The following is a 12823-nucleotide window of genomic DNA, read 5'->3' as shown; positions in this document are numbered from 1 at the left end:
AAGGTTCCGCGCCAGCACTGTCTGAATCGTCCTGGAAAGTGAGGCGCCCGTCCTGGAGATGGAGGCGTCCGGACGGGACCGGCCGGATCGATAGACTCCACGCCGTCTCTGGCTCAGGAGGACCGCATGCGCATGCTCGTCACCGGCGGAGCCGGGTTCATCGGCTCCAACTTCGTCCACCACACGGTGCGCGAGCACCCGGACGTGCACATGACGGTGCTCGACGCGCTCACGTACGCGGGCGACGAGCGCAGCCTGGACCCCGTCGAGGGCAAGGTCGTCTTCGCCAAGGGCGACATCGCCGACCCCGACGTGGTGGACACCCTCGTCAAGGACGTCGACGTGGTGGTCCACTTCGCCGCCGAGTCGCACAACGACAACTCGCTGCACGACCCGTGGCCGTTCGTGCGCACCAACGTGATCGGCACCTACCAGCTGCTGGAGGCGGTGCGCCGCCACGGTGTGCGGTACCACCACATCTCCACCGACGAGGTGTACGGCGACCTCGAGCTGGACGACCCGGCGAAGTTCACGCCGGACACGCCGTACAACCCGTCCAGCCCGTACTCGTCCACGAAGGCGTCGTCCGACCTGCTGGTCCGCGCCTGGGCCCGCAGCTTCGGTGTGCAGGCGACGATCTCCAACTGCTCGAACAACTACGGGCCGTACCAGCACGTCGAGAAGTTCATCCCCCGGCAGATCACCAACGTGGTCGACGGCGTGCGGCCCAAGCTCTACGGCACCGGGGAGAACGTCCGGGACTGGATCCACGTGGACGACCACAACGCCGCGGTGTGGACCATCCTCGAGAAGGGCCGCATCGGGGAGACGTACCTGATCGGCGCGGACGGCGAGAAGGACAACAAGACGGTCATCGAGCTGATCCTCGAGCTGATGGGCCAGGAGCCGACCGCCTACGACCACGTCAACGACCGCCCCGGTCACGACCTGCGGTACGCGATCGACGCCTCGAAGCTGCGCGACGAGCTGGGCTGGCGACCGCAGTACACGACGTTCCGCGACGGCCTGGCCGCCACGATCGACTGGTACCGGGCGAACGAGGCCTGGTGGCGCCCGCAGAAGGACGCGACCGAGGCGAAGTACGCCCAGCTGGGGCGCTGATCTGCACAGATCCTCCACTGCGCCTGTCCGACCGCTCCGCCGCGCCCCCCGACGCCGCTCCTAGGATCGACCCGTGCCAGCCCGCCACCAGTCAGTGCCGCATGCGCAGCAGCCCCGCCATGCGCGCGGCCTGAAGAGCCACAACGCCGTACGAGGCGTCGCCCTCGCGGCGGTCGCGCTCGTCGTGTTCGGCGCGTCGAGCGCGGTGGCGGTCGCGCAGCGCCTGCAGAACAACATCACGACGGTCGACGTGAGCGGCCTCACGGGCCCGCGCCCGTCGTCGAAGGCCGTCGCCAAGCCCGGCGACCCGAACGCCGGCCAGCCGGTGAACATCCTGGTGATGGGCTCCGACACACGGGCCGGTGTCAACGCGTCGATCGGCGGCAACGACTCCGGGCAGCGGTCGGACACCGCGATCGTGGTGCACATCTCCGCGGACCGGTCCCGCGTCGAGCTCGTCTCGATCCCGCGCGACTCGCTGGTCAAGATCCCGGTGTGCCAGGCGACCAACGGCAAGTCGTCGCGGGCCAGCAGCAGCGCGATGTTCAACTCGGCGTTCGCCACCGGCTGGGACATGGGCGGCGACATGGCGTCGGCGGCCGCCTGCGCGATCAAGACCGTCCAGCAGAACACCGGCGTGGCGATCGACCACTTCGCGGTCGTGGACTTCGCGGGCTTCCAGGCGATGGTCAACGCGATCGGCGGTGTGCCGATGTGCATCCCGCACGCCCTGCACGACACGTACAGCGGTCTGAACCTCCCGGCTGGGCAGCAGGTGCTCAACGGCCAGCAGGCGCTGGAGCTGGCGCGCGCCCGGCACGGCAACGTCGGCGACGGCGGGGACCTGGACCGGATCGGCAACCAGCAGCGACTGATCCAGGCGATGGTGAACGAGGTCCTTTCCAAGAAGGTCCTGACCAACGTGCCGAACCTCGTCTCGTTCCTCTCCGCCGCGACGAGCTCGCTGACCACCGACTCCGGTCTGCAGCTGCAGAACCTGACCGGGCTGGCCTACAACCTGCGCAACATCAACCGCGACAACGTGGTGTTCATGACGATCCCCACGGGACCGGCGCCGAGCGACCCCAACCGGTTGGTGTGGACGTCGGCCGCGACTGCCATCTGGGCCAACATGGCGGCCGACAAACCGATCCTCCAGGAGGCGGCGCAGCCGACGCCGACGACGGCGAGCACGCCGGCCAAGACGAGCGCGGCGGGCGGCACCAAGGCGGGCACCACGACGCCACCGGCTGCCGCAGCGACCCCTGCCGCACCGGCACCGTCGGCGTCCAAGTCGGCCGGCCACGAGGCGTTCACCTCCGCGGACAACACCGGTTCGTGCTCCTGAGCCGTCGCCGGCCGTCCGCCTGGGGGCTCCGGTCGTGACGGCCGAGGCCTCGACGTACGCCGGGTGCGCCCCAGGGGCTCGGAGCTCAGGCCTGGAAGCCCGTCCGCTGCCGGCCGAGGGCACGGAGACGTTCGCCCTTGCGCTCGGCGACCTCCCGCAGGCCCTCCTGGAACGCCACCATCGCGGCCCGCAGGCGAGCGGCCTGCTCGTCGGCGCCGCTGGCGAGGATCCGGACCGCGAGCAGGCCGGCGTTCCGGGCGCCGCCGATCGACACGGTCGCCACGGGCACCCCGGCCGGCATCTGCACGATGGACAGCAGCGAGTCCATGCCGTCCAGGTGCGCCAGCGGCACCGGGACCCCGATCACGGGCAGGGCAGTGGCGGCCGCGAGCATCCCCGGCAGGTGCGCCGCGCCGCCGGCCCCCGCGACGATCACCCGAAGGCCTCGGTCCGCAGCCGTGCGGCCGTAGTGGAGCATCTTGTCTGGCTGACGGTGGGCCGACACCACGTCCACCTCGACCGGCACCTCGAACTCCGCGAGCGCAGCCGAGGCAGCCTCCATCACGGGCCAGTCCGAGTCGGAACCCATGACGATCCCGACGAGCGGCTGTGCTGGCATGGCGTCCTCCGGTGCGGTGCGTTCTGCTGCGGGCGGTCCCATGATGCCGCCCCGCCGCCGACGGGTGCCGCATCCGTCCTGGCCAGCCGGCCGGTCGCAGCCGCGCGGCGCGCCCGACTCGCCAGGTCGGAGCGGGGTCCGTTCCGTACGATCGACGAGCACCCGGCCCGACCGGTCGGGACCAGGGGCGGCACCGAGGAGGACCAGTGAGCAACGAGCGACGTGCGGCTGGGACGCCGCCACCGAGCTTCGACCCCGGTGCCCGGCGCCCTCGCCCCGATGGCGGGGAGGACTCGCCGATCGTCGTGGGCACGTCGCACCCGAGCCGCCCGGCGACGCCTCGCCGGCCCGTCCCGCCCGCGGCCGCACCACCGGCGGTCCCACCTGCAGCACCGCCGCGGCGCCAGTCACGACCCGCTGTCCCTGGTGCCGCACCGGCGGCCGAGCCGACGCCCACCCGCATCGACCGGGCCGTGCCGAACGCGGACCCGCGCCCGGGCCACGACGGCAGGCCTCCGGGCTCGACGCGCGCGATACCCGCACCGGTCCGACCGCCGGCGGCTGCTCGGCGGTCCGTCTCCTCCTCCGGCCGTCCCGTACCGCAGGTCGGCGCTGCCGCACCGGTGCGGAACGGTCAGACGGAACGGCCGGCGACAGGGCCGGGACCGGCGGGACGCACCCGAGTCCACCGTCGCCGTCGTGCCGTCGTCCTGACGCTCGTCCTGGTGCTGGTGCTGCTCCTGGCCTGGCCCGTTGGGCTGGCCATGTGGGCGAACGGCCGCCTGCACCACGTCTCCGCGCTGTCCGCAGCGGCGGCCACACCGGGGACCACCTACCTGCTCGCCGGCTCCGACCAGCGGCCGGCGGACATGCAGGACGGCACCGCCGGAGCGCGGTCCGACACCATCCTGCTGCTGCACGTGCCCACCAGCGGTCCGACCGCTCTGATCAGCATCCCGCGCGACAGCTACGTCCCCATCCCCGGGCACGGCTCCAACAAGATCAACGCCGCCTACTCCTGGGGTGGCCCCAAGCTGCTGGTCGCCACCGTGGAGAAGCTGACCGGGATGAAGGTGGACCACTACGTCGAGGTCGGGTTCGGCGGCATCGAGACCGTGGTGAACGCGGTCGGCGGCGTCCACCTGTGCTCCGACCTCAACGTCAACGACCAGCTGAGCGGGCTCGTGTGGACGCCGGGCTGCCGCACGGTCGACGGGACGACGGCGCTGGCCTTCTCGCGGATGCGCTACTCCGACCCGACCGGGGACGTCGGCCGGACGGCGCGCCAGCGGCAGGTGATCTCGGCGATCACCAAGGTCGCCGCCTCGCCGTCCGTCCTCCTGGCCCCGGGCAAGCAGGTGGCCCTTGTCCGGGCGGGCACGGACTCGCTGACGGTCGACGACGCCACCGGCGTGCTGGACCTCGGCCGCCTCGCGCTCGACTTCCGGGCCGCGACAGGCCCGAAGGGCATCACGGGCACGCCGCCGATCAAGAACCTCGACTACCGCCCCGGCAACGTGGGGGCGGCGGTGCAGCTCGACCCGGCGGCCACACCGACCTTCTTCGCCCAGATCAGGGACGGCAAGCTCCCGGCCGGCACCGTCGGAGGCACCCCGAAGTGAGGTGACCTCCCGCCTCAGACGCTGTCGCCGCGGATCAGGGCTGCGGCGCGGCGGGCCCGGTCGCGGACGTCCTCGAGGTCCTCGCCGCTGACGTTCACGTGGCCGAGCTTGCGTCCGGCACGCACCTCCTTGCCGTAGAGGTGCACCTTGGCCGCCGGGTCCGCCGCAGCGACCGCCGGCAGGGCGGCGGTGGGGTCGGGCAGCGAGGTACCGAGCACGTTGGCCATCACGGTCCAGCGAGCCCGTGGCGAGGGGTCGCCCAGAGGCAGGTCGAGAACGGCCCGCAGATGCTGCTCGAACTGGCTGGTCACCGCGCCGTCGATGGTCCAGTGGCCGCTGTTGTGCGGACGCATGGCGAGCTCGTTGACGAGAACGCGGGGCGGCCCACCGGCCTCGTCCGGCACCTCGAACAGCTCGACGGCGAGCACTCCCGTGACGTCGAGGCCTTCCGCGACGGCACGGGCGACGGCTTGGGCGCGCGCCTCGGTCGCCGGGTGGAGACCGGGAGCCGGTGCGGTCACCTCCGAGCAGACGCCGTCCACCTGGACGGACTCGACCACCGGCCAGCCGACCAGCTCGCCGGAGGGCCGCCGCGCCACCAGGGCAGCCAGCTCGCGGCTGAACGGCACCCGCTCCTCCACCAGCAGTGGTGCTCCGGAGCCGTCCGCCGCGGCCGCGAGCCAGTCGATCACCTCGTCCGCCGAGGAGACCACCCGGACGCCCTTGCCGTCGTACCCGCCGTGGGACGTCTTCACCACCCCGGTGCCGCCGTGGCCCTCGAGGAACTCCGTCAGCTCCAGCTCGGTGGAGACGGGCGCCCATTCCGGGCACGGGACCCCGAGTGCGGTGAGCCGTGACCGCATGACGATCTTGTCCTGCGCGTGCAGCAGCGCACCGGCGGACGGGTGCACCGCCACGCCACGCGCTGCCAGTGCGTCCAGCACGCTGTTCGGGACGTGCTCGTGCTCGAAGGTCAGCACGTCCGCACCCTCGGCGAGCTGTTCGAGGACGCCCGGCTCGCGTGGCATCCCCACCGGCGAGTCGACGACGACCTGCGCCGCGGACGACGTGGCCGACTCGACGAGGACGCGGAGGTGCAGGCCGAGCGCGGTCGCAGCCGGCGTCATCATGCGCGCCAGCTGGCCGCCACCGACCACCGCGACCACCGGAGGGCTGCCCACGGGGAATGTCACGGTGCAGGAGCGTAACTGCGCGGGCGTCGGCAAGGCCTCTCATGGGCGCAAACTGAGAACCGATGTGGGAGTGTGGTGGAGGTCGCACCGCTCGCCGATCCTTGCCCAGGCCGCGCTCAGGCTCCGGCGATATGGTTTCCGGGTGACAGCCGCAGACGAGACCCTCGTCCCCCATGCCCTGGACCGGGCCCACACCCGGGCCGTGGCCGAGGACGACGCTCTGCTGCTCGAGGAGCCGCTCTCCGGCCGCTTCACCGTGGGCGGCCGGCTGAACCTGGCCGCCCTGCGCGCGTGGCTCTGGGAGATGGCACGCTTCCTCGCCGTCGGCGGCCTCTCCTTCGTCGTCGATCTCGGCCTGTTCAACCTGCTGCTCTACGGCCCGGGTCACCTGCTGGGGCACAAGCCGCTGACCGCCAAGATCCTCTCGGTCACGCTGGCGACCCTGGTGTCCTGGGTGGGCAACCGGTACTGGACCTTCTCCGAGCACAGGACCAACCGCGGTGCGCGCGAGCTGGTCGTCTACGGCGCGATCAACGTCGTCGGCGCCCTGGTCCCCGTGGGGACGTTGGCGTTCTCGCGCTACACGCTGGCGCTCGCCGGTCCGCTTGCGGACAACGTCTCCACCGTCATCGGCATCGCTGCGGCGACCGTGCTGCGGTACGTCGGCTACAAGAAGTGGGTGTTCACGGGTTCCACGGCCGGCGCGAACGCGGTCGCCGAGACGGTCTGACCCCTCCATGGCAGGCCGCCACCTCGTGGCGGTACGGACGCAGTGACCCGTGCGGCATGCCGCTGCACCAGCGGTGCCGGTGGTCGACGGACGCGCCCGCGAGCCTGCGGTCAGCGCCGCCGGCGCTCTCCCTTGGAGGACACCGCGGCGCCGCGAGGCAGCACGACGTCGGGTGCGAGCGCCGCCGGTACTCCGGCCAGGAACAGGGCGAACACCGCGGGGCGTCGCTGCGCGAGCTCCAACCTGCCGCCGTCCGCGTTCACCAGGTCCCGGGCCAGCGCGAGCCCCAGACCGGTCCCGGCGCCGGACGTCACCTCGCGCTCGAAGATCCGCGGGGCGAGGTCGTCGGGCACGCCCTGACCCTCGTCGGCCACCTCGACCACCACCGCACCGGAGGGTCCACCGCTACGAGCCCGGACCGTCGTGGTGCCGGCGCCGTGCTTCAGCGAGTTCTCGATCAGGGTCGCGAGCACCTGGGCGAGTGCCCCCGGGGTGGCCAGCACCTGTGTGGTGCGGTCGACGTCGACGACGAGCTCGCGGTCCGCCACCGCGAAGGGACGCTCCCACTCCTCCTCCTGCTGGTGCACCACCTCCCACAGCACGACGGCCTCCGTGGTGCCGCCCTGCGCCTTGCGCGAGCGTGAGAGCAGGTCGTCGACGACGCGCACCAGCCGCTCGACCTGCTCGAGGCAGATCCGCGCCTCCTCCTTGACCTCGGGCTCGCCCGTGGTCAGCGTGATCTCCTCCAGCCGCATCGTGAGTGCCGTCAGCGGGGTCCGGAGCTGGTGCGACGCGTCCGACGCGAACTGCCGCTCGGCGGCCAGCCGACCGGCCATGCGGTCCGCGCTGCGCGCCAGCTCGGCGGCGACCAGGTCGATCTCCTCCACGCCGGACGGGTCGAGGTGCGGGCGCACCTGGCCGGAGCCGAGCTGCTCGGCCGACGCTGCCAGGTACACGAGTGGCGCCGCGAGGCGGTTCGCCTGCCAGATGGCCATCGCGATCCCCGCGGCGAACGCGACGACGGCTGCGACGACGACGAGGGCGATCACCCGCGCCGATCGCCAGAACACGTCCCACCAGGAGACGTACAACGCCACCGAGGCGCCGTCGCTGCTGGTCACGTCGACGGACAGGACTCGGCCGGACATCGTCGGACCGGCCGTGTACACGGAGCCGTCCGGACCGTGCACCACGACGGAGGAGGCGATGTCCCCGCCACCCCCGGTGTACGGCTCGAGCATCGTGTCCGTGAGGTCGATCTGCTGGTCGATCCGGAAGTCGACGGCCCGGGCTGCGGAGGTCGCACGGGCCTCGAGCCCACGCATCTCGCTCTCGCGCACCAGCTGTGCGCCGAGGAAGGCGAGCGGGAACCCCAGCAGCACCACCGCGACGGTGACCGCCGCGATCGTGGCCTGCAGGACGCGACGGCGCACCGGCTAGACCCGGTCGAGCGCGCTGGGTGCGGTCTCGAAGCGGAAGCCCATCCCCCGCACGGTGGTGATGTAGCGCGGCGCGTTGGCGTCGTCGCCGAGCTTGCGGCGCAGCCACGAGACGTGCATGTCGAGCGTCTTGGTCGAACCCGTCGGGTCCGACCCCCAGACCTCACGCATCAGGCCGTCACGGCCGACGACGGCACCGGCCGACCCGACCAGGACACGGAGGAGCTCGAACTCCTTGGCCGTCAGGTGCAGCTCCCGCTCTCCCTGGAACGCTCGGTGCGCAGTGACGTCGACCCGGACGTCCTGCGCGTGCAGCTCGTCGTCCTCCACGAGCTCCGCGCCGCTGCGCCGCAGGAGCGCACGAACGCGTGCGAGCAGCTCCGCGAGCCTGAACGGCTTGGTCACGTAGTCGTCCGCGCCGGCGTCGAGGCCGACGACGAGGTCCACCTCGTCGGCGCGTGCGGTGAGCACCAGCACCGGCGTGCTCAGCCCCTGGTGGCGGATGGCACGGGCGACGTCGAGGCCGTCCATGTCCGGGAGACCGAGGTCCAGCACGACCAGGTCCGCCGTCGGCGCACCGTCGATCGCGCCTTGACCGGTTCCTTGCACGTCCACGTCGTAACCTTCACGCCCGAGGGCCCGGGCCAAAGGTTCTGCAATCGCCGGATCGTCCTCCGCCAGCAGCACCTGGGTCATTGGCCCATGCTAGGTCACGAGCGGGTCTGCTCCGCCACCGGCGTGCAGGTGGGGCGGACTTTCGCACGGGCCCGAACCGACCGACGCCCCTGGGGATCGGCACGCGGCTCCGCGGACGGTCCGGGTGCCCCGACGGGTCGGTGTCTCGACGACAGGGTCGGCGCGTGCGTCTGACCGTCCTCCATGCCGACAAGGGTCTGAACCCGGTACGAGCGACCGACCTGGAGGTCCACGCAGGGACGTCGGTGGCGACGCTGCGCACGGAGGTCGCGCGGCTCACCGGCCGACCGGAATGGGCCTCCCTCAGGGCGACCCTGACGGCCGACGGCGTCCCCGTGGACGACTCGCACCCCGTCGGCCTCACCCCGGTCCTGCCGGGTGCTGTGCTGTCGGTCGGCGCTCCCAGCGCCGTGCCGCCGGAACGGCGCGTGCTGACGTGCGCCCGCCACCTGGCGGTCGTCGCCGGACCGGACTCCGGCACCGTGCTGCCGGTCGGGCTGGTGCGCAGCACCACCGTGGGCCCCGGCGAAGAGCTGGTGGTCCGGGACGACGTCTGGCAGTCGCCGCTGCGGCTCCGCGTGCGTGCGGCGCGCCGGCGGGGCACGCCCACCGGACGGCGGCACGGGCCCGTGGTGCTCGTGCGGACCACGGGTGACGCGGTCCTGGCGCGACGGGGGTCCACCCGCGCCCGGCGCCTGCCCCGTCGGCACTGGGCACGCTGGCCGCTCGGGGCCGCGGTGCACGTCGGGGACAGCGTCCTCGAGCTGCGGGACGTCGCCGCGCCGCCGGGATCCGGTGCACCGCCGATCCAGCACACCGCCCCGCACGGTCCGGGACGCACCGCGGAACCGAGGGGCCGACGCGGCCGACGCGGCGGCGGGTTCGCGGCGATGGCGGCGTCGACCGTGGGCACCACCGTGACCGGCGTCGTCCTCGCGGTCGCCGTGCACCAACCTCTGCTCGCCCTGACGAGCCTCACCGGACCGCTCCTGTGGTGGGCGAACCGACGGACGGTGCCGGCGGCACCGGCATCGCCGGAGAACGCGGTGGACGGCGGACCGCCCGACATCGCGTCCCTGCGCCTCGCCGTGGCGCTCGGCGCGCCCGGGACCGATCTGACGGTTCCGGCGCCGTGGGACGACGACGGCTGCCTCGCGGTGGTCGGTGCGGAGGAGCCCGTCCTGGCGGCGGCGCGGGCCATCGTGCTGGGCGAGCTCGGCAGCCGTGGGGCGTGCAGCGTCACGGTCCGCGGTCGCCATGTGTCCGACTGGGCCTGGCTGGTCTGGAGCGGTGCTGCCTCCCACGCGCTCCCCGGCACGGGCACGTCCGGGACCCGCACGGGCCCGTCGCCGCGGGCACTGGTCGTGGTGGACGGCGGCGAGAGTGCCGCGGAGGTGACGCGGTGGCGCGCTCACGCTCCGGCGACGCAGCGGCTGCTCTGGGTGGGCAGAGGAAGCGCCGCTGCGCCGGCGTGGTGCCGGAACGTGCTGACCGTGACGGCCGCCGGTTCCGTGCTGCGATCGGGCGACGAAGCTCCACGGGTCGTGCCGAGCGTGGGGGTCCGGGCCGACGTCGCACAGGCGCACGCGCGAGCACTGGGCCGCGCGATGCAGGCACCGGGCGCAGCGGTCGCCGAGCCGTCGACCGCCGTCGACGGCATCCGGCTCAGCAGTTGCCCCGACGCGACAGCGCTCGTGGACCTGCCCGGGACGCCCGCGGCGGAGCCGTCAGCGGTCGCGGCGGCCTGGTCGGCACCGCCGCCCGGGCTGAGGACCCCTTTCGGGGAGGGGCCGGACGGCCGCGCCGTGTGGCTCGACCTGGTCCGCGACGGACCCCACGCCGTGGTGGCCGGCACCACCGGTGCGGGCAAGTCCGAGCTGCTGACCACGCTCGTGCTCGGACTGGCCCTGACGTACCCACCCCGGCGCCTGGCCGTCCTGCTCGTCGACTTCAAGGGCGGCACGGGCCTGCCGGGACTCACCACGCTGCCGCACGTGGTCGGTCGGCTCTCGGACCTGGACGCGGCCGGCGCGCGGCGCGTGCTGCTCGGCCTGGGGGCGGAGCTGCGGCGCCGCGAGCGGATCGTGGCCCGCGCCGGGGTGCGTGACGTCGAGGAGCTGCAGCCCGCCGCCGGCTGCCCGGTCCCGCCGCGGCTGCTCGTGGTGATCGACGAGTTCCGCGCACTGGCCGACGACCTGCCGGAGCTCGTGCCCGGGCTCGCACGGGCCGCCGCGCAGGGCCGCTCGCTCGGGGTGCACCTGGTGCTGGCGACCCAGCGCCCCGCGGGTGCCGTGCCGGCGGAGCTGCGGGCCAACGTCTCGCTCCGGGTGGCGCTCCGGGTGGTCGACGCCGCCGACTCCGTGGACCTGGTCGGCGTCCCGGATGCGGCCCGGATCGATTCCGGCACGCCGGGTCGGTGCGTCCTCGTCCGTGGGGGTGGTGCCGCGGAGGCCGTCCAGGTCGCACGGGCCGGCGCCTCCGGGCGACACCGCCGCGTCCAGCTCGCGAGGCCCGCGGCGGAAGAGGTCGGCGCCGGGCCCACGGGACCCGCGTGGACGCCTCTCGCGCGGGAAGCCGGAACGGCGCCCGACCCGGTCGCCTGCTGGGTCGCCGCCGTCAGGGCTGCCGCGGTCGACATGCCTCCTCCCGACGTCCCCTGGCTTCCCGAGCTGCCCGAACGCGTCGCCCTCGCCGACCTGGCCCCCGGCCCTGGACTGGCGCTCGCGTTGGCAGACGTGTCGGAGGAGCAGCGTCGGACGACCGTCCGCTGGCGGCCGGACGACGGCCACCTCCTCGTGCTGGGCGGGCCGCGCTCCGGGCGCAGCACGACGCTGGTCGCCGTCGGCCGGCAGGCTCTCGTCTCGGGCAGGGACGTGCACGCCCTGGGCCTGCCACCGTCCGCGGTCGAAGCGCTGCGAGGGGCGGTCCCGGAGGGGCTCGGCACGGTGGCCGCGGTCGACGACGTGGTGACGGTCGCTCGGCTGCTGGACTCCCTGACGCGGGGACTTCCGGCGTCCGGACGTCCGGTGCTGCTGGTCGACGGGCTCGACGGGGCGCTCGACCACCTCGCCTCGGTGGCGCGCGGTGCCGGGGTACAGCTGCTCACCTCGCTCTGGGAGCGCTCGGACCCACCGGTCTGCGTGGCGGCGAGCGCGCCGGTGTCGCCGCTGACCAGCCGGCTGCTCGGCGCCTTCCCCGACCGCCTGGTCCTGGGAGTCGCCGATCCGACGCTCGACGCGCTGGCGGGTGTCCCCCCGGCACTCAGCGCGCCGCGCCTCGCGCCGGGCAGGGCGGTCCACGTCCGCGCCGCCGGAGCCCTCCTGTGCCAGGTCGCCCTCCCCGACGCCGTCCAGGCGACGCCGCCCGCACAACGGCGGCATGGCCCTCTGCGGCTCTGTGCGCCCCCGAGCATCGCACCTTGGAGCGGCGCACCGGCGCGTCTGACCGCGGACTGCCGCCTGCACCTCCCGCTCGGCCTGGGCGCGGACGGGCACGGCGTCGTCGAGGTCGACCTGACCGACTCGCTGCTGGTCGCCGGGCCCGCCGGTTCTGGGCGCAGCACCGCTCTGGTGGGCATAGCGAGAGCCCTGGAGCACCTCGGCATCGCCACGTGCGGAGCGGCGGAGCTGCTCGATACCTCCTCCGGCGCGCCACCGGGACGGCTGCTCGAGACGCTCCGTCCGGGTGGTGAGGTGGTGCTCGTCCTCGACGACCTCGACGACCTCGAGCGGATGGACGCTCACCTCGCCCAGGAGCTCGCCGAACGGCTTGGTGCGCAGCGTCGCGCGGCCGGCGGGGCACCGCTGCTCCGCGTGGTGGCGGCGACGTCGACCGCGCACGCCGTCGCCAGCTACCGCGGGCTGGTCCCGACGATGCTGCGTTCCCGCCGCCTCGTCGTCCTCGATCCGCGGGAGCCCGGTTCCCTCGACCTCATCGGTTCGCAGGCACGCTGGCTCGTCGACCCCGTCGGAGGACGACCCGGGCGCGGGGTCCTGCGCCGGGACGGGGACGTCGCTCCTGTTCAGCTCTGGGGCCCGCACGCCGACTGACCGGC

9 protein-coding genes are annotated in these 12823 nt (G+C 73.7%); 5 read left to right on the top strand and 4 right to left on the bottom strand.

Annotation, left to right across the window (positions count from 1 at the left end):
* The first annotated feature begins 126 nt into the window (after positions 1-126).
* Positions 127-1122 (top strand): dTDP-glucose 4,6-dehydratase, encoded by a 996-nt coding sequence (rfbB, locus tag ACFQTY_RS05900; protein WP_378098513.1) that lies wholly within the window; start codon positions 127-129, stop codon positions 1120-1122.
* A gap of 73 nt (positions 1123-1195) precedes the next feature.
* Positions 1196-2470, top strand: coding sequence for an LCP family protein (locus ACFQTY_RS05895; RefSeq protein WP_291759334.1), 1275 nt, complete (start codon positions 1196-1198; stop codon positions 2468-2470).
* A gap of 85 nt (positions 2471-2555) precedes the next feature.
* Here the strand turns inward: ACFQTY_RS05895 and purE are convergent, their stop codons facing one another.
* Positions 2556-3089: a 5-(carboxyamino)imidazole ribonucleotide mutase gene (gene purE / locus ACFQTY_RS05890; RefSeq protein WP_378098509.1), complete on the bottom strand. Its 534-nt coding sequence runs from the start codon at positions 3087-3089 to the stop codon at positions 2556-2558.
* Positions 3090-3814: 725 nt separating this feature from the next.
* Between purE and ACFQTY_RS05885 the strand changes: the two genes are divergently transcribed.
* Positions 3815-4711 (top strand): LCP family protein, encoded by an 897-nt coding sequence (locus ACFQTY_RS05885; RefSeq protein WP_291759339.1) that lies wholly within the window; start codon positions 3815-3817, stop codon positions 4709-4711.
* Between the two features lie 14 nt (positions 4712-4725).
* Here ACFQTY_RS05885 and ACFQTY_RS05880 read toward each other — a convergent pair whose 3' ends face one another.
* Positions 4726-5904 (bottom strand): 5-(carboxyamino)imidazole ribonucleotide synthase, encoded by a 1179-nt coding sequence (locus ACFQTY_RS05880; protein WP_378098505.1) that lies wholly within the window; start codon positions 5902-5904, stop codon positions 4726-4728.
* 142 nt (positions 5905-6046) lie between these two features.
* Here ACFQTY_RS05880 and ACFQTY_RS05875 point away from each other — a divergent pair, with 142 nt between their 5' ends.
* Positions 6047-6634: a GtrA family protein gene (locus ACFQTY_RS05875; RefSeq protein ID WP_291759345.1), complete on the top strand. Its 588-nt coding sequence runs from the start codon at positions 6047-6049 to the stop codon at positions 6632-6634.
* A gap of 110 nt (positions 6635-6744) precedes the next feature.
* On the opposite strand, the gene ACFQTY_RS05870 is transcribed toward ACFQTY_RS05875, so the two are convergent.
* A complete protein-coding gene (locus tag ACFQTY_RS05870; protein WP_291759348.1) occupies positions 6745-8067 on the bottom strand; it encodes an ATP-binding protein in 1323 nt (440 codons plus the stop codon).
* 3 nt (positions 8068-8070) lie between these two features.
* A complete protein-coding gene (locus ACFQTY_RS05865; protein WP_263729324.1) occupies positions 8071-8769 on the bottom strand; it encodes a response regulator transcription factor in 699 nt (232 codons plus the stop codon).
* Positions 8770-8933: 164 nt separating this feature from the next.
* On the opposite strand from ACFQTY_RS05865, the gene ACFQTY_RS05860 reads away from it, so the two are divergent.
* Positions 8934-12818 carry an FtsK/SpoIIIE domain-containing protein gene (locus ACFQTY_RS05860; protein WP_378098500.1) on the top strand — a complete coding sequence of 1295 codons (3885 nt, stop codon included), beginning with the start codon at positions 8934-8936 and terminating at the stop codon, positions 12816-12818.
* Positions 12819-12823: the final 5 nt, after the last annotated feature.

The organism is Cellulomonas sp. T2.31MG-18 (assembly GCF_964266755.1).
GTDB lineage: Bacteria > Actinomycetota > Actinomycetes > Actinomycetales > Cellulomonadaceae > Cellulomonas.
The sequence above is the reverse complement of the archived record's forward strand: the minus strand, read 5'-3'. Positions and strand labels throughout refer to the sequence as shown.